Source organism: Streptomyces beijiangensis (genome assembly GCF_017315755.1).
Lineage (GTDB): Bacteria > Actinomycetota > Actinomycetes > Streptomycetales > Streptomycetaceae > Streptomyces > Streptomyces beijiangensis.
Genome location: NZ_JAFLRJ010000077.1, coordinates 1 through 21,088, shown reverse-complemented (window position 1 = coordinate 21,088; position 21,088 = coordinate 1). Strand labels below are relative to the sequence as shown.

The 21,088-nt window shown below is 67.7% G+C and carries 28 protein-coding genes and 2 pseudogenes; 19 read left to right on the top strand and 11 right to left on the bottom strand.

Going from position 1 to position 21,088, the window contains the following annotated elements; all coding sequences use genetic code 11:
* Window positions 1-277: class I SAM-dependent methyltransferase (locus J0695_RS08975; RefSeq protein WP_206961346.1), on the bottom strand; the 277-nt coding region annotated here is incomplete at its 3' end.
* 94 nt (window positions 278-371) lie between these two features.
* Here J0695_RS08975 and J0695_RS08970 point away from each other — a divergent pair.
* On the top strand, window positions 372-965 hold the full coding sequence (locus J0695_RS08970; protein WP_206961345.1) for a CGNR zinc finger domain-containing protein: 594 nt from the start codon (window positions 372-374) through the stop codon (window positions 963-965).
* Here the strand turns inward: J0695_RS08970 and sodX are convergent.
* Window positions 905-1,357, bottom strand: coding sequence for a nickel-type superoxide dismutase maturation protease (sodX, locus tag J0695_RS08965; RefSeq protein WP_206961344.1), 453 nt, complete (start codon window positions 1,355-1,357; stop codon window positions 905-907). The two genes, J0695_RS08970 and sodX, sit on opposite strands and share 61 nt — an antisense overlap.
* A gap of 129 nt (window positions 1,358-1,486) precedes the next feature.
* On the opposite strand from sodX, the gene sodN reads away from it, so the two are divergent.
* The 4 genes from sodN (at window position 1,487) to J0695_RS08945 (ending at window position 3,770) form a co-directional block, all read left to right on the top strand.
* Window positions 1,487-1,882: a superoxide dismutase, Ni gene (gene sodN, locus J0695_RS08960; protein WP_206961343.1), complete on the top strand. Its 396-nt coding sequence runs from the start codon at window positions 1,487-1,489 to the stop codon at window positions 1,880-1,882.
* A gap of 149 nt (window positions 1,883-2,031) precedes the next feature.
* Window positions 2,032-2,382 (top strand): type II toxin-antitoxin system Phd/YefM family antitoxin, encoded by a 351-nt coding sequence (locus J0695_RS08955; protein WP_206961342.1) that lies wholly within the window; start codon window positions 2,032-2,034, stop codon window positions 2,380-2,382.
* Complete coding sequence (locus tag J0695_RS08950; RefSeq protein WP_206961341.1) at window positions 2,382-2,963, top strand: Fic/DOC family protein; 582 nt, start codon at window positions 2,382-2,384, stop codon at window positions 2,961-2,963. The genes J0695_RS08955 and J0695_RS08950 overlap by 1 nt, the downstream gene beginning before the upstream one ends.
* Before the next feature lie 489 nt (window positions 2,964-3,452).
* Complete coding sequence (locus J0695_RS08945; RefSeq protein WP_242552401.1) at window positions 3,453-3,770, top strand: hypothetical protein; 318 nt, start codon at window positions 3,453-3,455, stop codon at window positions 3,768-3,770.
* Here J0695_RS08945 and J0695_RS45130 read toward each other — a convergent pair.
* Window positions 3,767-3,898, bottom strand: a complete 132-nt coding sequence (locus J0695_RS45130; RefSeq protein WP_277989960.1) for a hypothetical protein — start codon at window positions 3,896-3,898, stop codon at window positions 3,767-3,769. The genes J0695_RS08945 and J0695_RS45130 overlap by 4 nt on opposite strands.
* A 114-nt stretch (window positions 3,899-4,012) precedes the next feature.
* Here J0695_RS45130 and J0695_RS08940 point away from each other — a divergent pair.
* The 3 genes and pseudogenes from J0695_RS08940 (at window position 4,013) to J0695_RS08930 (ending at window position 7,563) form a co-directional block, all read left to right on the top strand.
* Window positions 4,013-5,196 (top strand): annotated as a pseudogene (locus J0695_RS08940) (IS3 family transposase).
* A gap of 33 nt (window positions 5,197-5,229) precedes the next feature.
* A pseudogene (locus J0695_RS08935) lies at window positions 5,230-6,186 on the top strand (RHS repeat-associated core domain-containing protein); the annotation flags it as partial.
* An 837-nt stretch (window positions 6,187-7,023) separates the two neighbouring features.
* Window positions 7,024-7,563, top strand: coding sequence for an NUDIX hydrolase (locus J0695_RS08930; protein ID WP_206961339.1), 540 nt, complete (start codon window positions 7,024-7,026; stop codon window positions 7,561-7,563).
* Window positions 7,564-7,567: 4 nt separating this feature from the next.
* On the opposite strand, the gene J0695_RS08925 is transcribed toward J0695_RS08930, so the two are convergent.
* Entirely contained in the window at window positions 7,568-8,875 is a 1,308-nt protein-coding gene (locus tag J0695_RS08925; RefSeq protein ID WP_206961338.1) for an NsdA family TPR-like regulatory protein, read from the bottom strand.
* 149 nt (window positions 8,876-9,024) lie between these two features.
* Here J0695_RS08925 and J0695_RS08920 point away from each other — a divergent pair, with 149 nt between their 5' ends.
* The 6 genes from J0695_RS08920 to J0695_RS08890 all read left to right on the top strand — a co-directional run bounded on the left by J0695_RS08920 (window position 9,025) and on the right by J0695_RS08890 (window position 13,284).
* Window positions 9,025-9,480: an ATP-binding protein gene (locus J0695_RS08920; RefSeq protein ID WP_206961337.1), complete on the top strand. Its 456-nt coding sequence runs from the start codon at window positions 9,025-9,027 to the stop codon at window positions 9,478-9,480.
* Window positions 9,468-10,580 (top strand): radical SAM protein, encoded by a 1,113-nt coding sequence (locus J0695_RS08915; protein ID WP_206961336.1) that lies wholly within the window; start codon window positions 9,468-9,470, stop codon window positions 10,578-10,580. Before J0695_RS08920 ends, J0695_RS08915 begins: the two co-directional genes overlap by 13 nt.
* A gap of 3 nt (window positions 10,581-10,583) precedes the next feature.
* A complete protein-coding gene (locus tag J0695_RS08910) occupies window positions 10,584-10,721 on the top strand; it encodes a hypothetical protein (protein WP_206961335.1) in 138 nt (45 codons plus the stop codon).
* 78 nt (window positions 10,722-10,799) lie between these two features.
* A complete protein-coding gene (locus J0695_RS08905; RefSeq protein WP_206961334.1) occupies window positions 10,800-11,609 on the top strand; it encodes an aminoglycoside phosphotransferase in 810 nt (269 codons plus the stop codon).
* 105 nt (window positions 11,610-11,714) lie between these two features.
* A protein-coding gene (locus J0695_RS46255; protein WP_425573116.1) for an IS630 family transposase occupies window positions 11,715-12,778 on the top strand; the annotation gives its coding sequence in 2 pieces (ribosomal slippage) (window positions 11,715-12,162 and window positions 12,162-12,778; 1,065 coding nt in all).
* Window positions 12,779-12,849: 71 nt separating this feature from the next.
* On the top strand, window positions 12,850-13,284 hold the full coding sequence (locus J0695_RS08890; RefSeq protein WP_206961332.1) for a hypothetical protein: 435 nt from the start codon (window positions 12,850-12,852) through the stop codon (window positions 13,282-13,284).
* 185 nt (window positions 13,285-13,469) lie between these two features.
* Here J0695_RS08890 and J0695_RS08885 read toward each other — a convergent pair whose 3' ends face one another.
* Window positions 13,470-13,943, bottom strand: a complete 474-nt coding sequence (locus tag J0695_RS08885; protein WP_206961331.1) for a hypothetical protein — start codon at window positions 13,941-13,943, stop codon at window positions 13,470-13,472.
* A 99-nt stretch (window positions 13,944-14,042) separates the two neighbouring features.
* On the opposite strand from J0695_RS08885, the gene J0695_RS08880 reads away from it, so the two are divergent.
* On the top strand, window positions 14,043-14,441 hold the full coding sequence (locus tag J0695_RS08880) for a nitroreductase/quinone reductase family protein (protein WP_206961330.1): 399 nt from the start codon (window positions 14,043-14,045) through the stop codon (window positions 14,439-14,441).
* A gap of 25 nt (window positions 14,442-14,466) precedes the next feature.
* On the opposite strand, the gene J0695_RS08875 is transcribed toward J0695_RS08880, so the two are convergent.
* Window positions 14,467-15,261 (bottom strand): phytanoyl-CoA dioxygenase family protein, encoded by a 795-nt coding sequence (locus tag J0695_RS08875; protein WP_206961329.1) that lies wholly within the window; start codon window positions 15,259-15,261, stop codon window positions 14,467-14,469.
* A 56-nt stretch (window positions 15,262-15,317) separates the two neighbouring features.
* Here J0695_RS08875 and J0695_RS08870 point away from each other — a divergent pair, with 56 nt between their 5' ends.
* Window positions 15,318-16,157: a helix-turn-helix domain-containing protein gene (locus tag J0695_RS08870; RefSeq protein ID WP_206961328.1), complete on the top strand. Its 840-nt coding sequence runs from the start codon at window positions 15,318-15,320 to the stop codon at window positions 16,155-16,157.
* Between the two features lie 30 nt (window positions 16,158-16,187).
* Here the strand turns inward: J0695_RS08870 and J0695_RS08865 are convergent, their stop codons facing one another.
* On the bottom strand, window positions 16,188-17,135 hold the full coding sequence (locus J0695_RS08865) for an alpha/beta hydrolase family protein (protein ID WP_206961347.1): 948 nt from the start codon (window positions 17,133-17,135) through the stop codon (window positions 16,188-16,190).
* A gap of 165 nt (window positions 17,136-17,300) precedes the next feature.
* Between J0695_RS08865 and J0695_RS08860 the strand changes: the two genes are divergently transcribed.
* Window positions 17,301-17,672 carry a MerR family transcriptional regulator gene (locus J0695_RS08860; protein WP_206961327.1) on the top strand — a complete coding sequence of 124 codons (372 nt, stop codon included), beginning with the start codon at window positions 17,301-17,303 and terminating at the stop codon, window positions 17,670-17,672.
* 5 nt (window positions 17,673-17,677) lie between these two features.
* The gene (locus tag J0695_RS08855; protein ID WP_242552397.1) at window positions 17,678-17,815 is read left to right on the top strand and encodes a helix-turn-helix domain-containing protein; all 138 of its coding nucleotides are present in this window, start codon (window positions 17,678-17,680) and stop codon (window positions 17,813-17,815) included.
* A gap of 57 nt (window positions 17,816-17,872) precedes the next feature.
* Here J0695_RS08855 and J0695_RS08850 read toward each other — a convergent pair whose 3' ends face one another.
* From J0695_RS08850 to J0695_RS08835, 4 genes are read right to left on the bottom strand one after another with little or no spacing between them, the layout of a single operon-like run.
* A complete protein-coding gene (locus tag J0695_RS08850; RefSeq protein ID WP_206961326.1) occupies window positions 17,873-18,607 on the bottom strand; it encodes a hypothetical protein in 735 nt (244 codons plus the stop codon).
* Window positions 18,608-18,624: 17 nt separating this feature from the next.
* Entirely contained in the window at window positions 18,625-19,020 is a 396-nt protein-coding gene (locus J0695_RS08845; protein WP_206961325.1) for a hypothetical protein, read from the bottom strand.
* A 5-nt stretch (window positions 19,021-19,025) separates the two neighbouring features.
* Window positions 19,026-20,288 (bottom strand): amidase domain-containing protein, encoded by a 1,263-nt coding sequence (locus J0695_RS08840; RefSeq protein ID WP_206961324.1) that lies wholly within the window; start codon window positions 20,286-20,288, stop codon window positions 19,026-19,028.
* 2 nt (window positions 20,289-20,290) lie between these two features.
* On the bottom strand, window positions 20,291-20,614 hold the full coding sequence (locus tag J0695_RS08835; RefSeq protein ID WP_206961323.1) for a type VII secretion target: 324 nt from the start codon (window positions 20,612-20,614) through the stop codon (window positions 20,291-20,293).
* 70 nt (window positions 20,615-20,684) lie between these two features.
* On the opposite strand from J0695_RS08835, the gene J0695_RS08830 reads away from it, so the two are divergent.
* Window positions 20,685-21,088 (top strand): hypothetical protein (locus J0695_RS08830; protein WP_206961322.1); only part of this gene is annotated, 404 nt, incomplete at its 3' end.

Below are 21,088 nucleotides of genomic sequence, written 5' to 3'. Positions count from 1 at the left end.
ACCCCTCCGCGATCGTCAGCAGAGCGGGGTCGAGGTCGACGCCCGTGGACACGGCGTCCGGGAACCTGCGGAGCACCCGGTCCGTAATACTTCCCGTACCGCACGCGAGGTCCAGCACGCGCGGCTCGGGTCCCACCAGCGCCTCGACCATGTCCAGCATCACCCGGAACCGCTCCTCACGGTCGGGCATGTAGGCCTCCTGCTGGCGGTCCCAGCTCCGCTGCCAGCCCGCCCAGTCCGTACCCGTCGCTGTTTCCGTCACCACGAACCTCCCCATCCGTAATACGCTGCATGTAATACCCTGGAAGCCATATAGCCTGTTACGACCGACCTCCACGACAGACCCTAGACTGCCCCCGTAAGGACTACAAGTGGAACTGGCCTATTACTCGGACTACGCCGTGCGTCTGGTCAACACCGAGGAGCCGGCCCGCAACAAGGACTCCCTCACCTCCGTCGAGGCGATCCGCGAGCTCTTCGGCACCAACGCCCAGGCCGCCCGGCGGGCCACGGACGGCGACGTCACCCGCTTCCGTTCGGTACGGGGCCGGCTCCGCTCCGTCTTCGAGGCGGCCGACGGCGGGGACCAGACCCTGGCCGTGGACCTCCTGAACTCACTCCTCCTGGAGTTCCCGGTCTCCCCGCAGATCTCCGGCCACGACACCCCCAAGGAGGACGGCAGCCCGGACTGGCACATGCACCTGGCCGACCACCCCTCCAACGTCACGGCCGGCTATGCCGCGATCGCCTCGATGGGCCTGGCCTTCCACCTCACCGAGTACGGAGTCGACCGCCTGGGCCTGTGCGAGGCAGCGCCGTGCCGCAACGCCTACCTCGACACCTCGACCAACCGCTCGCGCCGCTACTGCTCGGACCGCTGCGCGACCCGCGCCAATGTCGCCGCCTACCGTGCGCGCAAGCGCCTGGAGACGTCACGGTCCGACAGCACAGGCCGTACGGACTGATAGAGCCACCCCAGCACCACACCCACCGACCGCCGGCGCCCGGCCTCCACCGGCCGGTAGCGCCCGCGCACCCGCCCGAGCACCAGCTCCTCGGGCACGGTCCCGAACACTCTGCTGTCCAGGGCGTTCTCGGCAGGACTGTCGCCGAGCACCCACCAGCCGCCGTCCTCGCGCCGCTCGATCAGCCGCTTCACGATCAGCAGATCCTGCTGCAGCGGATGCCGCAGCACCGTCACGTCTCCCGGCCGCAACGGCGCCCCGTAGTGCACCAGCACCTGGTCGCCGTGGCGCAGCGTGGGGACCATGGAGGGCCCCACCACCTCGGCGATCCCCAGCGGCACTCGTGGCTCCCGCTCCAGATCCGTCACCCGGCACCTCCCGGTACGCACCATGTCCGTTCCTCCACGAGTCCCATAATGACCCCGGACTTTTGTCCTAAGCCCTAGGGGGCACTCGCGAAAACGGCACTCCCACGGAGTAATGTCCCACCTGAGAAGACGATCACGAGGAAGGACAGCCAGATGCTTTCCCGCCTGTTTGCCCCCAAGGTCAAGGTCAGCGCGCACTGCGACCTGCCCTGCGGCGTGTACGACCCGGCCCAGGCCCGTATCGAGGCCGAGTCGGTCAAGGCCGTGCAGGAGAAGATGGCCGCCAACGACGACGCGCACTTCCAGGCGCGCGCCGTTGTCATCAAGGAGCAGCGCGCGGAGCTTGCCAAGCACCACGTCTCGGTGCTCTGGAGCGACTACTTCAAGCCCCCGCACTTCGAGAAGTACCCGGAGCTGCACCAGCTGGTCAACGACACCCTGAAGGCCCTCTCGGCCGCCAAGGCGTCGACGGACCCGAAGACCGGCGAGAAGGCTCTCGAGCTCATCGCCGAGATCGACCGGATCTTCTGGGAGACGAAGAAGGCCTGACCTTCTTCGGCCTCACGAGGCACTGAACACCCCGACAGCACCCGGCGTTCGCGCGAAGCCGGGTGCTGTCGGCGTTGGTACGACCTCGAGCCGGCGACCCGATCAGAACTTGTACAGGTTCCTGTACCGAATTCACGTACACTGTTTCCATGGACATCCCCGAAGTCGTCACCGTGAGCGACGCCCGCACCGGGCTGTCACGCCTCCTCGCCGAGCTCTCCGCAGCCGGCACCGAGGCCGAGCCCGTGCTGATCGGTGCCCATCGCAAACCGCAGGCCGTACTGCTCTCGGTGGAGATGTACGAACGACTGGTCGGCCGATACGGACGGCAGTCGGCTGCGGCTTCCGCAGCCGGATCACTGCGGGCAGAAGGCCTCGTGGCCTCGGCCGGGGCAGAGGGCGACGTCGCCGAGTACGTCCGTGGCGAAGCCACTGCGGACGAAATCGTGGCCCGCGCCGTAGGCCGCTACAGCAGAACCCCTTCCCACCACCACGGCTGATGGCCGACCCCTACGTTCTTCCGAACGGCACCTTGAAGAACCTGCTCGGCATCGAGGACGCCACCATGCTTGCCGCAGCCGAGGCTGACATCACGTACATCCGGCTCACGGAACTGAGCGAACGTCCCATCGAGGGGGCGTACGACCTGGACCACCTCTGCCGCTTCCACGCACGCGTCTTCGGGGACATCTATCCGTGGGCGGGAAAGCTCCGGACCGTGGACATCGCCAAGCACACCCCGTTCTGCCCGGCCGTCCACCTGCACTCGTACGCCTCCGAAGTCTTCGGACGGCTGCGCTCGGCCGATCTGCTCCGAGGCCTCGGACAACAGCACTTCGTACACGAACTCGCCGAGTTCTACGGCGACATCAACGCACTGCACCCGTTCCGCGAGGGCAACGGCCGCGCCCAGCGGGCATTCCTGCAACAGCTGGCCTCACATGCCGGACACACGCTCTCCTGGGAACACCTGGACCGTCGGCGCAACGAGGAAGCGGCGATCAAGAGCTTCCTCGGGGACAACGAACCGCTGCGGATCATGCTCGCCCCACTCGTCGACGTCAGGGACAGCGGCAGCTGACTCCACGGGCCCCGCAGCGCAGGCGGATCCCCCTGCCAAGGTCCTGAACTGGCGTCTCACTGCCCAGCCGAACAAGCGACGCCATACCGCGACTGCCCGCAACTTGAGGACCCTCGCACCCTCCGCGCCCGAAGCCCAGACCATCCACCCGCTGCCCGCTGAGCAGCAGCCGAACAGGACTGAACCAGGCCGTCGCCGCTGAGCGGCCCGCTCGAAGCACCCCGCCACAGGCTCGCGAAGAGACGAACCGGAGGCCTCCTTACTGAGGCCGACGGTCTGCTCTCTGCGGAGAGAATTCGTTGGCCTCTGGATACCGTGACTGCCGTCAGCCTCGGAGCTCTGACAGGACGCAAGCAGGAGTTGGAGGCTCCCCTTCAACTCCCGCGATCGCGCTACGCTCGGCGCATGGTCGAGGCTTTCCTCACGGGCGACGGTCACCGGGCGTGTGGCATCTGCCCCTCACGCCACTTTCCGCTCGGGGAGTTCGATGTGGCTGAACGCCCATCAAAGGACCTTCCGTTCGACCCCCGAGACGGTCATCGCTACACCGCCGCCGGAGTGCCGGTGTGCGTCCACCCCGAGAAAGTCGGCCTGTCGCCCCGCCGGTACAAGACTGACGGCCTGTCCCTGACGGCCGAACTGGTCCTGCCTCAGGAAGCTGCCGAACTGGACAGGTACCTCCGCGAGTTGATGCACAACGCAGCGCCCGAGACCCTGGAGATTCTGATCGACCAGGCCACCCAGGAGATCCCACGGGTCTTCCCCGAGGTGGACGTGATCACGGCGCTGCGCCGTGCTCTCAACTAACCGGCCGTCGCGAAGCCCGGTGCGAAGCGCCGGCCGCCGTCGAGGATGCCCACCGGCTCGTACTTGGCCATGACGGCGGCCCTGCGCCTGGCGGTCTCGTCCTTGCCGAACCAGTACCGCTCGTTCATAGACCCCCAGGCGGCGCGGTACACCTGGTGGGTGTAGTCGCCGTGTGGGGTTTGCCCCGAAATGTGGATATCTCTTGAAGGTCGGATCGTGGGATCCGACGAGGAGGTGTCCAGGTGGCTGTCACCCGGTATTCGGAAGAGTTCAAGCGGGACGCGGTGGGGCTGGTCGAGTCCAGTGGCCGGTCGGTCAACTCGGTGGCCAAGGAGCTCGGGATCAACACCGAGTCGTTGCGCAAGTGGGTCCTGCGAGCGCGCAGTGGTACGGGCGGCGGGGACGGTGAAGCGGTGACGCCGGCCGAGCGCGAGGAGCTGAAGCGGTTGCGGAAGCAGGTCCGCGAGCTGGAGTTGGAGAAGGAAATCCTTCGCAAGGCGGCCCAGTATTTCGCGAAGGAGATGAGTCGATGACCAGCCGCTGGCGGTTCATCTCCGACCACCACATGGAGTACGGCATACAGCGGCTGTGCAGGGTTGTCCGGGTCTCGCGCTCGGGTTTCTACCGGTGGCGCCAAGCGGAGCCGGCCCGCGTCGAGCGGGCACGGGCCGAGGCGGAACTGACCGAGCAGATCCGGGCCATTCACGGGGCCACGAGAGGTGCGTACGGAGTGCCGCGGATTACCCGTGAGCTGCGGGAGACGGGTCCGGTGGTGAACCGTAAGCGAGTCGCCAGGCTCATGCGGGCGGCCGGAATTGCGGGGCGTCACCTGCGGAAGGGGAAGCGCACCACGGTGCAGGACGCTCGGGCACCGAAAGCGCCGGATCTGCTGGAGCGGGACTTCAGCGCGCCGCGGCCGAATGTGCGCTGGTGCGGCGACATCACGTATCTCCCGGTCAGGAAGGACTGGATGTACCTGGCGACAGTCATCGATATCCACTCGCGTCGGGTGGTGGGCTGGTCCATGGCCGAGCACATGCGAGCCGACCTGGTCATCGACGCGCTGGAGGCGGCCGTCGCCACCCGGGGCGGGAACGTGGACGGCGTAATATTTCACTCCGCCCGTGGCACGCAATACACGTCCGCGGCCTTTTCCTCGGCCTGCCGAAAGCACGGGATACGGCGCTCGATAGGCCGGGTCGGTTCCAGTTACGACAACGCGATGGCAGAATTCTTCTTCGCCAGCATCAAACGCGAACTCCTCTACGGAGAGAGGTGGTTGGAGAATTCCGAGGCGCGCATGGCGGTGTTCTCCTAGCTGGCCTGGTACAACAACCGGCGCCGCCATTCCGCACTCGGTCACATCAGCCCGGTCGAATTCGAACGGCGCTCGATCAACTCAGGTAGCCTGAACTTGGTTGCATAGTTCGCAGGTGTCCACGTAGCGGGGTAAAGCCCAACCACCAACCGGTCCTACGACAAGGACGGCAACGAAACCGCAGGCGCCTCCACCCCCGAAGGCACCCGCACCGCCGAAACCTGGTCAGACTTCTCGCAGCAGACCTCACTGACAGTGGGCGGGAAAACCTACGCCGGCGAGTACGCCTCCACCGACAACAGCGAGCGCACCCGCCTCGGCGACACCGACTTCCACAACGGCCCCATCGGCCTGTCCGCCCAGACAACAGACGGGGCAGACATGGGATTCATCCGGGAACCCGGGGGCACCCTGAACTCCATGACCGCCGGCGGAAAGGCGTACTACTACCTCACCGACGCGCTCGGCTCCGTCATCGGCCTGACCGACGAAGCGGGCACGAAGGTCAACACCTACGCCTACAGCCCCCGTGGCGTCAGCAGAGCAGCCACCAGCGAACAGATCACCCAGCCCTACCGGTTCGCCGGCGGCCAGCAAGACCCCACCGGCATCTACCACCTCGGGGCCCGCTACTACGACCCCAACATCGGCCGCTTCACCCAACCCGACCCCTCCGGCCAAGAGGCCAACCCCTACCTCTACGCCGAAGACGACCCCGTCAACCGCATCGACCCGAGTGGCCTGTGGGGCTGGGGCGAGGTACTGGGCGGGATGCTCGGCACAGCCATCGGCATTACCGTGACAGTGATCACGGGCAATCCCTACCTGGGCTTCGCGCTAGGGGGCTGCATCGGCGGCATGACATCCGAGGCGTACTACGGAGGTCACGGCAAGGACCTGGCCGAGGCCTGCGCCGGAGGCGCCGTGTTCGGTGGCATCGGCGGGGTGGCGCAGGCTCGATCCTCAGCAGAGTCGGCAGAGGGCTCTAACGCGTTGCAGGCCGAGTGCGCTCGGATCCCCTCCGAGCACCCTCGGCCTCCGGACAAGGGGACCGAAAAATGGCGACAGCACCGTCTCGTCCGCAGCTACTCATGCTGACCTACTCCTGGCGAGTAGGTGTCCCAGTGATCTCATGGGCACTGTTGTTCCTGTCATTGAGGTGGAGGTATCCATTCGCGGTTCAGCTCACGCTTGGTGCCGCGACGGCGCTCTTCACTGGAGCCCTGGCCAGGTTCCTTTCGCGAAGGCCGCACACTCCGCGGACGTCCACGTCCTGGACTCAACTCGCCTACGATCGCGTCTTAGTGTTCGCGTGGTCACTCGTACTCGTACCTGTGGCCTTCACCGCAGTTCTGTACGGCAGTCAACCTGATTGGGACGGGTTTCTGTTCATCTTCTGTATCGGGTTGGCAGGGATCGCGATGGCGAGAACAGTCCGGGAAGGCGAACGCCGAGGATCCTCTGCAACGTTCAGCTCCGAAGACCGATGCCTGACGGTCGGTTTCGGGGAGGCGTCGCGGGAGTACCACGTCGCTCCGCGGCATCACAAAAAGGCTGAACGCTTCACCATGGAACTCAACCAAAACAGGTGAGCAGCCAGTAGAGCCGGACCTCGGCCCCCGACGTTCCCTGGTGCCTTGTCTCAGTCCGCGCAGAGTCCGCAAGACACCCGATCACGACCATCGGCAGCAATCAAGAAAAGACCAGGTCAGTGACCTGCAGCGGAAATCGCTGCAGGTCACTGACCTTGCCGATTACTTGGAGACGAAGAAGGCCTGACCTTCTTCGGTCTCACGAGGCCCTGAACACCCCGACAGCACCCGGCATTCGCGCGAAGCCGGGTGCTGTCGGCGTTTTGGTCGGCAGGTGACCGCCGGACGGATTCTCGTCGAAGTGACATGCTGGACTCCTCACCAAGGCGAGGGAGTTGGGCTCATGCAGTGGACGGTCCATGGCGAGCGGCAGATCTACAGCAACCCGTGGGTCAATCTGTGGCTCGTGGACGTCCAGCAGCCCGACGGGCGCCGGTGGGAACACCACGTGGTCCGAATGCGGCACCTGGCCGTGGCCGCCGTGGTCGATGACCAGAAGCGCGTACTGATGATGTGGCGGCACCGGTTCATCACCGACACCTGGGGCTGGGAGCTCCCGATGGGTCTCATCGAGGCCGACGAAACCCCCGAGCAGGCCGCCGCCCGCGAGGTCGAGGAGGAGACCGGCTGGCGGGTCGAGGGCGTCAAGCCGCTGGTGTACGCACAGCCCGCGAACGGCATCACCGACTCCGAGCACTTCGTCTTCCGCGCGGAGGCCGCCTCGTACGCAGGCCCGCCGACCGAGCTGAACGAGTCCGACCGGATCGAATGGATCCCGATCTCGGAGATCCGGGGCATGATCGACCGCCGCGAAGTGGTCAGCAGCGGCAGCCTGGTAGGCCTGCTGTATCTGCTGCTCGACGAGGGGACCGGCGGCGCGTAGGAGCTCAGCCGAGGGCCTCGCGCATACGCTGCTCGAAGACAAGGACGGGAGCCTCGCGGGCGTACGGCAGCATCTGACGGTGAAGTTCCTGGACGTGGCCGCTCACGCGTGGGGAGTCGATAGCCGCTGTCAGGTCCAGGGCAAGTCCGGCGCTGGTGCACGCCTGATCGAGCTTCCCCTGCTGAAGCTGCGTGCTGGCCAGCCAGAAGGCGTGCAAGGCCCGGCCCCTGTGCTGGTCCGTCTTTTCCCGTCGCAGCCCCTCGGCGATGAGAGGCTCGGCGCGGGCCGCCTCGCCGAGACGGGCGTAGGCGATGCCGGTGTCGACGAGGAGCTTGGTCTCGTCGAAGTAGCGCACCCAGGACGGCGCCTCGGCCTCACGACCGCGTACGTGTTCGTACTGGTCCCGTGATCGTTCCACTGCCTGGTGGCAGGAGCGGGCGTCGCGAAGAGCAGCTTGGGCGAACGCTTCGCGCAGGTGAAGCATCGACATGACGAGGGGTTGTTCGCCAGCGGCACGCGCCGCGTCCTGAGCACGACAGACCAGGGTGACGGCGTCGTTCAGGTTGCCGTCGTAAGTGGCAAGCAGGCTCATGCAGGACAGCACATTGGCCATGAACAAGCGGTCACCGTGCCCGTGGGACAGCTTGAGGGCCTGGGTGAAATAGGTGCGGGCGGTGCTGTACTGGCGGGCGTCGAAGTAGGCCCACCCGGAGAGGCGCGCCAACTCGGCTGCAATGGCCAAGAGATCAAGCCGCAAGCCACCTTCGGCAGAATCCAGGAGGCGGCTGACGTAGCGCAGGTGACCGACGACAGCGGGCCGCAAGGTCGCACCGCCGTGTTCGTTGTCGCGCCGCCAGTAGTCCTCGACGGAGGAGCGCAGGGCGGTGAGGGTGGAGCGGGTGACCTGGCCGTCGACCAGGGCGAGCAGGTCGTCCAAGTCCTCGGCGGGTTCGACCTGTTGGGGCTCCCGTTCCGGAGGTGCAGGGGCGGGCAGCCTCTCCTCCGTACGGGCCGGAGCGGGAATCTCCCAGGACCGGTGGGCGAGGCCAAGCATGGCCCCGGGGATGCGCAGGCCGTCGGCGACGCGTTCGATTACGTCGATGTGTGCGAGGCCACGCCGTCCGGCCATGATCTCGCCGACTCTGCTCGGCGTCATTCCGCACAGTGCCGCGATCCGCGACGGGTAGATGCCAGCCTTGATTTTGACCAGCCGAAAGATGCGGGCGAAATCCCGGCTGCGGCATGCCTCCTGCCACTCCCCACTGGCCAGCAGTTCGACCGGCAGGGCCAGGTGGACCTGTGAGCGTGTCACTCGCCCCCCTCACTCGCCCGTTCGGGCGGACTGATGTGGGACCAACTCCTGAAGAGACTATCCACGTTGGGTAATCATCGTGACCTGCTTCTGTGATCGCCGCAGCGGTGCACTCGTATTCCACAGACCGCCCGCGACGAGGGGACGCGATGCACACGATGACGCCGCACGACCGACAGACCGCCCCGTTGCGGTGGCAGATGCAGTTCAACCCGGTACGCAAATGCGTGCCCTTGGCCCGCAGCCTCGCCGCCAAGGCACTCACGAGCTGGGGATACGGCCAGGAGGACATCGACCGGGTGGTCCTCGTCTGCGACGAGCTCTCCGCCAATGCCGTCGAGCACGGCAACAGACGAGGGCACCTCTTCGAAGTCCGGCTGACCGCCGACGGACCGCACTGCCTGGTCGAGGTCTCCGACGCCACCCGCACTCCGCCCCACTCCATCGCGGCAGGAGAGGACGACGAAGGTGGCCGGGGACTGCTGCTCGTCGCCGCCCTCGCCGAGGAGATCGGCCACCACGACCGCCACCCGGTCGGCAAGACCGTCTGGGCCCGCCTGTCCCTCGGCACCCCGAAGGAGGACGAGACCTCATGCACGAGCTGATCGCCGCCCCCTACTTCGACCACCACCTTCTCGTACGGCCGGGCAGCCCAAAGGCGGCACGCCTTCCTGCCCAGCGTTACGAGGACCTGCGCGCTGCGCCGCGCACTTCAGCAGTGCCTGGGTGGCTGGCCGACGTGGCCCGGCTCGCTTGGGAAATTGACCTGGGCGGCCGACGCCTCGGGGAGACCGTCCTGGTCCGCACCCGCTCCGCTTACGGCTACGGGCGCGCCTCGTACGAACTGAATCTCGGCTGCAACTACGACTGCGAGCACTGCTACCTCGGTCTGAAGCAATTCGCCGGCCTCGACTGGCCTCAGCGCGAACGCCTGCTTCACGTCATCCGGGACGCCGGAGTGCTCTGGCTCCAACTGACGGGCGGTGAGCCGATGATCGACAAGCTGTTCGCCGGGACGTATCGGCTGGCGTACGAGCTGGGCATGATGGTCGAAATCCTCACCAATGGCTCCCGACTTGCCGCCCCGAAGAATCTCGCCCTGCTTACGCGCCTGAGGCCGAACCGGATCACTCTCAGCCTGTACGGAGCCACCGCGGAGTCCTACGACGGCCTGACCCGCCGCCGAGGCGCGTACCGCATGTTCGTCAGAGGACTGGACGCAGCCCACGAAGCCGGACTACCCCTCGACCTGGCCTTGATCATCACGCGGAACAACGCCCACGAAGCCGACCTGATGCGCGCCTTCGCCGACCGCTACGGACTGCCGTACCGCGAGTACACCCACATGTCGCCGACCATCTACGGCGGAGCCGAAACCCTCGCCAGCCAGGCCCCCGATTACCTCGCCGACCGCGAGCCCTTCAACGGCTGCAACGCGGGCCACACCTTCTTCCACGTCAACCCGCACGGCATGGCGTCCATCTGCAAGGTCGGCCGCGAGGACGCAATCCCTCTCATCACCACGGGAGTCGAGGGCCTGAGCCGCCTCGGCGGCATCGCCGACTCCCTCATGCTTCGCACCGGTGGCTGCACCGGCTGCCAGCTCTCCGGCACCTGCCGGGTCTGCCGGCCGCTGGCCAAGGTCTACCAGGAGGCGAAGGCACCACTGGACAGGTACTGCCAGCACGCGACCACAAGGAGCTGAACCATGACCGCCGTAGCAGTCGAGATCGCCCCCATCCACCCGCCGACCGAGCCCGACGACGAGATCGTCCTCATCGAAGACCTGGACGCCTTCGCCACAGCCACCGCGTCCGGCTGCGGTGACGACAACCCCTACAACTAACCATCCAGCCAAGGGGCTTCCGGCCGTGCGTCGCGCCGGAAGCCCCTGTTGGCGCGCAGATCTGGAAACCTGACCACCATGTCCGCACCCCCCATCACCTTCGACGAACTCCCCTCCGGCGCTCGCGCCGCCATCGAGGCCGAGACCGGCCCGATCCTAAATTTCGAAAACGTCAGCACCGGTCTCAACAGCTCCCTCTCTGCGCTCACACACACCGCCGGCGGAGTCGTCTTCCTCAAGGGCCTGCGCGCCGACCACCGCTGGGTCTGGACGCAGCAACGTGAGGCAGACATCAACCCGTACGTCACCCCGCTCGCCCCACGCCTGCTTTTCCACGTGATCTCCGACGGCTGGAACGTCCTCGGCTTCGAGACCATCGAGGGGCACCACGCCGACTACTCGCCAGGCTCCCCCGACCTGCCCAAAGTCACCGACGCGCTCCGAGAACTCGCCTCCCTCCCGTGCCCGGACATCGAACTCCGCCACGCCGAACAACGCCTGGCGCACTACGTCGCCGACCCCGCCGAAGCGGACGCCTTCGCAGGGGACACGCTTCTCCACACTGACTGGAACAACCACAACGTCCTCATCACCGACGACCGCGCACACCTCGTCGACTGGGGCTGGGCCACCCGCGGCGCCGCCTGGCTCGACCCCGCCCACTGGATCATCTGGCTCATCGCAGCAGGCCACACACCAGCCGAAGCAGAGGAACTGGCCGGGCAACTGCTCGCGTGGACATCAGCGCCGCCCCGCGCAGTGGATACATTCGCCCACGCCAGCACCAACCTCTGGACTGAGATCGCGGGCGCCAACCCCGACGACTGGACGAAGAACTTGGTCACTTCCGCACAGCTTTGGCAACAACACCGGCAGAGTCGCTGCTGAGTCTCCCGGAAGATCACGTTTCGACGTTGCAGCTACTGAACTTGATCGGGTGATGTCGGGCTGTTCGCCGGACAGTGTGCGGGTGGCTTCGGTAGTCCTGGTGGGGTGAGATATCCGCAGGGCGGCGGGTTGACCGACGCCGAGAGGGCCGGGCGAGAGCGGGTCCGGCTCCAGGCCGTGGCCAGCTTCGAGGCTGGCGAGAAGAACCGGGAGGTCGCCGCGGCGTTGCGAGTCGCGGGGCGGTCGGTGGAACGCTGGCGACGACAGTGGCGCGAGGATGGCCTGGCCGGGGTGGCGTCGAAGGGATCGCCTGGCCAGCCGCGCCTGTCAGACGCGCAGATGCACCGGCTGAAGAGGGAGTTGGACTGCGGACCGCTGGCACACGGGTGGGCTGACCAGCGGTGGACGCTGGCCCGGGTGAAGACGCTGATTGGCCGCCTGTTCCACATCTCGTACACGGTGGAGGGTACGTGGCGGTTGCTGCGGCGGCACGGCTGGTCCTGGCAGCAGCCCGCCCGGCGCGCGATCGAGCGTGACGAAGACGCGGTGGAGATGTGGCGGCGGGAGGTCTGGCCGCGGGTAAGAGCACCGCGGCGGTGAACAACGCCTGGGTGGTCTTCGAGGACGAGGCCGGCCAGTCGATGACGCCGCCGCGTGCCAGAACCTGGGGCCGCCAGGGGATCACCCCGGTGGTCCGAGTGCGCGGACGCGGCTCGGGCCGCGTCTCCATGGCAGGCATGACCTGCTACAAGCCCGGCGAGCAGTCCCGCCTGATCTACGCGATCCGCGAGTACCGGGGCCGCAAGGACGAACCGAAGGGCTTCGGCTGGAAGGACTACCGCGACCTGATCATCCGCGCCCACATCCAGCTCGGCGGCCCGATCGTCCTGGTGTGGGACAACTTGCGCACGCACCTGGTCGCGCCGCTGCGGGAGTTCTTCGAGGCCAACGCCGCCTGGCTCACGGTGTTCCAGCTACCGACCTACGCTCCGGACCTCAACCCGCAGGAGGGCGTCTGGCCGCTGGTCAAATGCGGCATCGGCAACCTCGCCGCCGCCGACCTCCGCCAGGTAACCCGCGCCGTGAAACGCAAACTCAAGATGCTGCAGTACCGGCCAGAGACCATCGACGGCTGCCTGGCGGCCACTGGCCTGACCCTCAACGGATGATCGGCGGGGTACCTCAGCCGCACCTTGGAATTCGATTGCCACTGACCCACGTGGCGCGCTGATACTTCGGCATGAGCAGAATCGCGCAGGTCATCGTGCTGGCCCCGTACGCGTACGACGTGATGGAGCCACTGACACTGCCGGATGACTCGCGCAGCTGGTCGGGCCACTTCGAGCCGCTCGAAACCTTTGTTGGCGGGTGGATGATCGAGTTCGACCATGTGCGTCCCCGGTCAGGTCTGCTTCGGCACTTGGAGTCCCTGGCGTGGCCGAACCCCACGAGCGTGCAAGTGCTGATCCATGACGAGGAGGACGACTGCTTCGGCCTTTGGATGATGCGCAATGGCGTACTGGCCGAGGTGCCGCTCCCTGGACATAGGCGCCTGCACCCTCCAGCGCCAACCACTGATGAGTTCCCGCCCAACCCTGGCCTCCTGTGGGGAGTAGAAGCGGCCGTGCCGACTGGTTTCTCAACCGAGCGCCAGGACCCACGCCCTGCCTGGTAGGGATCAAGCATCGACCAAGGAACCTGGTCGCCAGCGGAGGCCAGCCGACATCACGAGTTCAAGTTCAGTAGCAACTGACCGGCTGGCCAGGGGCGTGCTGCAAAAGATGATCCACGATCTTTCGGACAGACTCGGGTGCTGTCGGCGTGTGCGCCGGTGGTTGAGGAAGCGGGGCGCGCAGGACCTCACACAGCCGGCCGGTCCTCCCAGTTGCGGTGCTCGCCGAGTCCGGCGACCTGGAATTCGTCCTCCGAGGCCGAGGCTCGGATCCCTAGCGCGTGCAGCGCCCGGACGACCGGGGTTCCGGTGGCAGGTTCGGCGTCGTCCTCCGTCATGTGGAGCGGTCCGAGAGCCAGTTGCCCGGCGGACCACACCGCCGCGTTCTCCTCGCCGACGCCTCCGAAGTACTCGCTCTCGACGAAGGCCACAGGTCCGGCCTTCGACCAGCTGGAGAGGACCTCGTCGAATCCGGCCGGCAGTCGCCAGAAGCCCGGCACGCAGTCTCCCTTCGGCGTACCGACCACCGCGAACAGGTCGTCCGTCATGGGCATCACGGCGAGACCACAGCGCAGCGGTGTGATCCGCGCGCCCGCGATCGTCGCGGCGGCCGCCGTGAGAAGCCCGCGTTCGGCGATCACGGCCTTCAGGTCGTAGCTCACGCCATTCGCCTCCGGAAGCAGGTCATGTGTCGGGCTGTTCTTCGTGGGAGTGACGATCTCAGCCCGCATGATGGGCAGTCCACCGAAGAGGAGCACCACATGTCGCGCTACCACGAGGTCAAGTTCCGGGCCGTCACGGCCTTTCAGCGGCGTATCGCCAATCCGCTCCTCCGGCGGCTGCCCGTGCAGACCCTTCTGGAGACCACCGGGCGCACGTCCGGGCTGCCGCGGCGCACACCTGTCGGCGGGAGCCGCGTCGGGCAGGAGTTCTGGTTCGTCTCGGAGTACGGGGAGCGGTCCCAGTACGTACGGAACATCCTGGCTCAGCCCCAGGTCAGGGTCCGCATCAAGGGGCGGTGGCACACCGGGACCGCGCACCTGGTCCCTCAGGACGATGCCCGCGCCCGCCTCCGGAGCCTGCCCCGGCTCAACAGCGCCGCGGTCCGGGCGCTCGGGAACGACCTGACGAGCGTGCGGGTCGATCTCACCGGACCATGATCAGGTGCTGTACGCGTCCAGTGGGTCAGGCGTCGCCGCACGGGCCGCCGCCGATCGCCGCCGGGAGGTCGACGTCGGAGCCGTCCGGAGCGACCAGCGGCAGATACCACTGGGCGATCTCCACGGAGGCCTGCGGAACGTAGTGGAAGATCAGCGACCGCCGGAAGCGGTCCTCCGTCGTGTTGGGCAGCGAGCCGTGCACCGTGCTGCCGTGGAAGAACAGGACATCGCCCGCGCGCATCTCGGTCTGCACGACCGCCGTGCCCGCCGGCGGGCGTACCAGCCCGGTGGTGAACGACTCCTCGGTATCGGCTGTTTCAGGACACACCACCTCCATGGTGTGCGAGCCGGGGACGACGGACAGCGCGCCGTTGGCGGCGTCGCAGTCGTCGATCGCGATCCACGCGGCGATACACGTTTCCGGGTGGGCACGAAGGAAGTAGTTGTCCTGGTGCAGCGCCTGGCCGCGCGCGGCGGGCGGCTTGAAGTAGAACATCGACTGCGCACCGAACGCCGGTCCGATGAGTCCGGTGACGATGTCCAGGATGCGCCGGTCGGTCATCAGCCGGCGGGCGATCGATCCGGCCTCCAGGCCGGGGCGGCGATGCGGCTGCATGAGGCGCGGGAAGCGGGCCAGGACGTCGTCATCGGCCAGGACGTCGTGTGCCGACAGGCTGTCACGGTCACGTATGACCTGATCCATGTACGCCGAGCGGATCGCCTCGACCTCGGAGGGGCTGAGCAGGCCCTCGACCTGGACCACGCCTTCCGCGGCGTAGCGCTCGGACCGTTGTGACGCCGGTGCTGTGCTGAGTGTCATGCCCTCTATCGTGTTCACCGGCCCCCCGTGCGGGAATCGGACTTCGAGGACTTCACATGGAAGATTCTGCCGCGGTGCGCCGGGCGCGCACGCGTCCGGAACTCGTCGCCACGCCCGACAACCGGGTCGTCGCAGGACGGCTGGCCGCGGGCCCCGATTACCGGACCGTGCGTCAGGGCGGCACGGGGGACTGGCTGCTCCTGTTCACGTGCCAGGGGCTCGGCCGGATCAGGATCGAGGGAGCGGTCGACGTGCACGCCGGCCGGAGTTCCTTCGTCGCCATCGCGCCCGGCACACCGCACGACTACGGGACCGACGCCGGGGTGGGCGAGTGGCTGCTGCTCTGGGCCCACGTTTGCCCGCGCCCCGAGTGGCTTGTTCTGCTCGACTGGCCGCAGGCCGCGCCCGGTGTGGGACGTGTGTCTCTGCCCGGCCCCCTCGCCGACCGCGTCGCAGCCGCGCTGACGAGAGCCGTGTCCCTGAGCGGCAGTGGGGTGGCGAACTCCGTGCTCTTCGGGGTCAACGCCGTGGAGGAGGCGCTGTTGTGGTGCGCCACCCAGAATCCCCGCGGCGAGCGGATGGACCCGCGACTGCTCGGTGTGCTGGAGCACCTGACCACCTGCCTGGCCGACCCGCACACCGTCCGCTCGCTCGCCCGTGTCGCCGGACTGTCGGAGTCACGGTTCTCCCGGCTGTTCACCGCCCAGTTCGGGACGAGCGTCATGGCCCACGTCGAGGAACGCCGTATGGATGTGGCGTGCCGGCTCCTGAGAATGTCGGAGCTCCCTGTACGGGACGTCGCGCGGCAGGTCGGGTACAAGGACCCGCTCTACTTCTCCACTCGGTTCAGGCGCGCGGTCGGGTGCTCTCCATCGGCGTACCGCGACGCCGGCTGATGCACCGGCGCCGTGGCCACGAAGCCGTCTTCACTTGGATTCGATCCGCCCCATGGGGGCGACGCTCTCCGACAAAGCCTTCTGCGCTGCCGTCCAGCTGGTGTCCTCGATGCCGAGTGCGTGGCGGAGGTAGGCCCAGGTGACCCGTTGGATCAGGGCCACCCGCCCGGGGTTCTCGTCCGTCGTCTCCCGGGCTTCGTAGCCGGCGATTCCACCGAGGGAGTGCTCCGCCCCGAACAGAGTGAGCAGGCTCTTGCGCCCCGGGCTCAGGTGGTACGGGTCGGTGAGCCACTCCGGCCCTCTGACGGACAGCGGTACCTCGTCCTTGTCCCCTGCGACCACGAGGGTCGGCGTGGTCATGTGCCCGAAGTCCGGTCCCTTCAACCACGGAAGGTTCTCGGCCGCGAAGGGAGTCAGGTCGGCTCCGCCCCTGCCGGCCGTGGCAAGCAGCACGCCCGCCTTGATCCGCGAGTCGGACAGGTCCTCTGCATTCTTGCTCACCGGATCGAGGACGCGCAGGCCCAGCAGATTGCCCGCCGACTGGCCGCCGAAGGAGTGTCCTGCTGCGGCGATGCGGCTTCGGTCCAGGCGCCCGCCGAGACCGGGAACAGCGGCCTCCAGCAGATCAAGCTGGTCAAGGATGCGCTGCATGTCCTGGACACGGAAGCGCCAGAGCCGTGGTGTGCGGGGATCGTCCTGGGGAAGTCCCACGGTCCTGGAGTCGAGATGGGTGGGCTGAATCACCACGAAACCGTGAGCAGCCCAGAAGTCGGCCAGCGGACCGTAGCCGTTCGACGACGACCCGAAACCGTGCGAGAAGACGATGACCGGCAGTTCGCTCCCGGTTGTCGGCGCGGAAATTCTCACCCGCAGGCCTTCACCGCGGCCCGGTGCTTCCAGCACTACCGGCTTCACCGAGACGATGGGGGCGGGGGCGGTGATGGCCACGTCCGTGGCCGCCGCGTCCGATGCGGTCATGGGCAGATATTCCTTCGCATTTCCGATGGGGAAGCTGTCGAACAAGCTGGTCACGGTCGCATCCTTCAGCCTTGTCGGAGGGGGTGTGCCGTCACGAGATACGCTAAAACCTGACGCTAACGTCAGAGGCAAGAAGTGTGGTCCGCCTCACATCGGAGAGACATGATGCGTATCGGCGAACTCGCCACCAGGACAGGCGTCAGCGTTCGGGCGCTGCGCTACTACGAGGAACAGAACCTGCTCGCCTCGGAACGCAGCCCCAGCGGCCAGCGGCAGTACCCGGACAGCGCGGTCGACCGTGTCCGGCTGATCCAGCAGTTGTACGCCGCCGGGCTGCCGAGCAAGTCGATCGCGGAGCTGCTGCCGTGTGTCGTGAACGGTGAGGCCACGCCAGAGCTGATCGACCGGCTTTCGGCGGAACGGGATCGCATCGACAGCCGTATCGGCGATCTGGTGGGCGCCCGGGACAGGCTGGGCACCGTGATTGCCGCCGCCACCGCGAACTGGCGAACAGGCGAAGACTGCCGACGCCAGTGATCGGCATGCCGGGCTGGACGCCGCTCGTGCCCGCGGCGCCCGACTCGGCCGCCCGCCCGGAGAACACCGTCACCTCGATCGCGAAGCTGCTCGGCGTCTCCAGGAACACGATCGACAACTACATGCTGTGCTGCGGCTGGTGACACGGTTCCTACCGGCACCCCGAGACGGCTCGATCAGGCGACCTCAACAGCCGGTAGTCAGTCGAGCGGGTCCGTCTGCTCTGCCCGGTGGGCCTCCAGGCCCGGGGTGGCCAGGAGTTCGGCGATGCAGGACTCCGAGCCTCCGACGTACGTACTGAACAGATCGGTGTCGCCGCCCACGCACCAGGCGCGGTCCTCGGGCCACCACAGGTCGGGGAGTTCATCGGGCCAGGGGCAGTCGGGGTCCGCCTCGCCGGCCTCGGCCGGGGACGCAGCGTCGGACAGGCGGCCGGCAAGCAGGATCTCCTCGCGCCCGGGGGTCTCGAAGACAGGGACGCCGGTCCAGTCGTACTGCCCGTAGCCCGCCCAGAGCCCGAACCAGCAGCGGTCCGGGGTGCGGGTGTGCCGGGCCAGGACGGGGATCATCGCGTGGGCCAGGGCGGCCGGCGTCGGGCCCTCCTTGGGAGGGTGGTCCCAGACGCCGGGGCGGCTAAGGTCCCGGTTGTCGAGGTCGAAGCGGTGCCCGAGGCCGATCAGTTCGTGCCAGCGGGTGGCGCCCGTCACCGTGCGGCCGTCGTACGCGGAGGCCACCTCGTCCCACCGTACGGGCCGCCCCGCCAGCTCCGCGGGGTGCAGGATGCGCGCGTACGCCGGGAAGCCCGGGGCGCACACGCTGACCGGCGTGAAGAAGCTTTCGCCGGTCTCCGCCGACGGCTTCTCCAGCCAGCGCGCCGGGGCGAGGTCCTGGCGCTCGATGCGGAGGCGGCCGTACGTGGTGGGGGTGGTCTCCATGGGATCAGTCTGGCCGCTCAGGGCCGGAGGGCGAGCACCGCCCCGAGTCCGCTGCAGTCGTTGCCGCCGGAGGGATCGGGCGCGTACACGTCGTACAGCACGAACGCCTGGACCAGCAGCAGGACCGGGATCAGGCAGGCCACGCACGTCGCGAACGTGCGGTGCCAGGAGCGCGGGCCGCCGCGCCGGGCGAGGACGAGCGCGCCCGCCGCCAGGGCACAGAGCGGGGACGCCCAGGCTGTGGCGTACATACGCGTCGAGGGCCCGAGGTACTTGCAGTGCTGGAACGTGTCGCCGTCGAAGGTGCCGTACGCCACCAGGAGGGCGACCGAGACCGCCACCAGGAGAGGCACGAGGAGGTACGCCCCCTGGCGGGACGGGGCGGCCGGGGCGTGGGTCGTCGGCATTGTCATCGGGCTCAGTACCAGTCCGGGTCGGGTCGGACGATCCGAACGTTCTGCTGTCCTTCGCCCTTCTCCGTGGCGGGGAGACGGCCTTCCAGGCTGACGTTCTGCTTCGCGTCCGAGTGCTGGGTGTACTTGATCTCACCGTCCGGCATCACGGCGGTGACGATCGCGGCGTGGTGGGTGTTGCCCTGCTCGTTCGACGAACCGGGGCCCTGCTGCTCGTAGTAGAGGATGTCGCCCGGCTTCACGCCCGTGCGCGGGACCTCCTCGCCGCCGTGCTTCAGCATGAAGTTCTGCTGGTTCTCGGCGGCGGCCCAACTGTCGGAGTAGGCCAGGCGCTTGTCGACGCTGTCGATGCCGGTGCGGTTGCCGATCATCCAGGAGTCGTCGTCCGACGTGCCCTCCCAGAAGGAGGTCTTCTCCTTCATGCCCGCGTGGTGCAGGGCGTTGGAGACGAAGTTGGTGCAGTTGTTGCCGAAGTCGGTGGGGTCGTCCTTGTCCCAGTTGTCGAGGGCGTACTTCACCATCTCCACGCGGTCGTACTTGCCGTTGCCGCGCAGGTCCTTGCGTACGTCCGCAGGGATCCCGTCGAGCTCGGCGAGCGCGACGGGCTCGGCGAGCTGCATCTGCCGGCGCTGCTCGGGGGTGAGACCGTTCCACCAGTTGGCGACCGTGGTGGGGCTCTTGCCGACCGGGATGTCGGCGGCGAGCATCTTCATCTCGGTCTGCGAGGCGTGCGTCTGGAGGTCGTTGAGGGCCTTCTCGGGGTCCGTGACGTCCGTCTGGTTCGCCAGCCTCTGGAACTCGGCTGCCGCCAACTCGTCGGCGGTGGTGACCTGTTCGATCGCCTGGTCCACGAGGTCCTGGACCTGGGTGCGGTACGGACCGATCTCCTCGGCCTCCATGCGGTTGTGCGGGGGTGGGGCGGTGACCGTGCCGTCGTCGGCGATCGTCAGGCCGTAGCGGCCGGCCAGTTCGACGGCCTCGCGCAGGGTGGACCGGGCGGTCTCGATGGTGGTGGTCATGCCGTCCGCGACCATGTGGACGGCGAGGAGGATGTCGTACGCCGCCTCCAGCTGGTTCGCCAGCTTCTCGAAGTCGTCCTTGGCCGCGGCCCCGACGGCATCGGTCCAGTTGTCGGCAAGGGGCTTCGTGCCGTACTCACGGAGGTCCTTCGCCGCGTCCAGGCCGTACTTGGCGAGGTGGTGCCACTCCTCGGACGCGGTGTGCCAGAGGCCGGGGCGTGCGTGGTCGATGCCTGGGTACGCCACCATGGTCAGGCCTTCCCGAGATCATCGAGGCCGGAGCGCAGCCGGGAGTCCGCTTCGGCGTCGGCTGCGTCGTAGCCGTCGGCCGAGTCGCGCAGGCGGGCACTCAAGTCGCCCATTTTTTTGGCGAGTCCGACCATGTGCTCCTCCCATTTCCGGGCGCACACTTTGAGCTGGACCGGGCTCTGCCAGCCGTTTCCGTAATGGGCCCCGTACACCTCGTCGCTGGTGTCGAGGGAGCGGGCGAGGCGCGCCATCACCTGGCGCGAGAGGGCCTCGGTGTCGGCAGCGGCGGCGCGGACGCGGGTCGTTTCTATGCTGATGTCAGTCATGGCATCTCCCCGTGTGGATGGACCGGTGCATCCTACGACTCAGGGTGCCCGGGGGAATCAGGAGGCACGGATGAACGCGTTCCGCACGGCCGAGACCACCCGGCGGGGCTGGGGGTTCTTCGCCGCCTGGGCGGTGGTGGGCGCGGGTTTCGCGCTGGCGCTGCTCACGGTGCTGTCAATCGGGCTGTTCGTACTGCCGGTTGCGGCGGGGTTGGCTCTGCTGCTGGTCAGGCTGAAGGGCTCGGAGCGCGGGCTGCCGGGAATCGTCTCGGGGCTGAGTGCGCCGCTGCTGTACGTCGCGTATCTGAACCGGTCCGGGCCGGGGACGGTGTGCACGAGGTCCGGGACCGGCGAGATGTGCGAGGAGCAGTGGAATCCCTGGCTGTGGCTGGCGGCGGCACTGATCGCTGTGGTGGGCGGGGTGGTGGTGATGCTGGCGGTGCGGCGGCGGCAGGAGCAGCCGCACCGCCAGCA

Coding starts and splice junctions, on each gene's coding strand:
- sodX (WP_206961344.1), bottom strand. CDS start 1,357: ATGGTGCGTACCGGGAGGTGCCGGGTGACGGATCTGGAGCGGGAGCCA.
- sodN (WP_206961343.1), top strand. CDS start 1,487: ATGCTTTCCCGCCTGTTTGCCCCCAAGGTCAAGGTCAGCGCGCACTGC.
- J0695_RS08955 (WP_206961342.1), top strand. CDS start 2,032: ATGGACATCCCCGAAGTCGTCACCGTGAGCGACGCCCGCACCGGGCTG.
- J0695_RS08950 (WP_206961341.1), top strand. CDS start 2,382: ATGGCCGACCCCTACGTTCTTCCGAACGGCACCTTGAAGAACCTGCTC.
- J0695_RS45130 (WP_277989960.1), bottom strand. CDS start 3,898: ATGAACGAGCGGTACTGGTTCGGCAAGGACGAGACCGCCAGGCGCAGG.
- J0695_RS08930 (WP_206961339.1), top strand. CDS start 7,024: ATGCAGTGGACGGTCCATGGCGAGCGGCAGATCTACAGCAACCCGTGG.
- J0695_RS08920 (WP_206961337.1), top strand. CDS start 9,025: ATGCACACGATGACGCCGCACGACCGACAGACCGCCCCGTTGCGGTGG.
- J0695_RS08915 (WP_206961336.1), top strand. CDS start 9,468: ATGCACGAGCTGATCGCCGCCCCCTACTTCGACCACCACCTTCTCGTA.
- J0695_RS08910 (WP_206961335.1), top strand. CDS start 10,584: ATGACCGCCGTAGCAGTCGAGATCGCCCCCATCCACCCGCCGACCGAG.
- J0695_RS08905 (WP_206961334.1), top strand. CDS start 10,800: ATGTCCGCACCCCCCATCACCTTCGACGAACTCCCCTCCGGCGCTCGC.
- J0695_RS08890 (WP_206961332.1), top strand. CDS start 12,850: ATGAGCAGAATCGCGCAGGTCATCGTGCTGGCCCCGTACGCGTACGAC.
- J0695_RS08880 (WP_206961330.1), top strand. CDS start 14,043: ATGTCGCGCTACCACGAGGTCAAGTTCCGGGCCGTCACGGCCTTTCAG.
- J0695_RS08875 (WP_206961329.1), bottom strand. CDS start 15,261: ATGACACTCAGCACAGCACCGGCGTCACAACGGTCCGAGCGCTACGCC.
- J0695_RS08870 (WP_206961328.1), top strand. CDS start 15,318: ATGGAAGATTCTGCCGCGGTGCGCCGGGCGCGCACGCGTCCGGAACTC.
- J0695_RS08865 (WP_206961347.1), bottom strand. CDS start 17,135: ATGACCGCATCGGACGCGGCGGCCACGGACGTGGCCATCACCGCCCCC.
- J0695_RS08860 (WP_206961327.1), top strand. CDS start 17,301: ATGCGTATCGGCGAACTCGCCACCAGGACAGGCGTCAGCGTTCGGGCG.
- J0695_RS08855 (WP_242552397.1), top strand. CDS start 17,678: ATGCCGGGCTGGACGCCGCTCGTGCCCGCGGCGCCCGACTCGGCCGCC.
- J0695_RS08850 (WP_206961326.1), bottom strand. CDS start 18,607: ATGGAGACCACCCCCACCACGTACGGCCGCCTCCGCATCGAGCGCCAG.
- J0695_RS08845 (WP_206961325.1), bottom strand. CDS start 19,020: ATGACAATGCCGACGACCCACGCCCCGGCCGCCCCGTCCCGCCAGGGG.
- J0695_RS08840 (WP_206961324.1), bottom strand. CDS start 20,288: ATGGTGGCGTACCCAGGCATCGACCACGCACGCCCCGGCCTCTGGCAC.
- J0695_RS08835 (WP_206961323.1), bottom strand. CDS start 20,614: ATGACTGACATCAGCATAGAAACGACCCGCGTCCGCGCCGCCGCTGCC.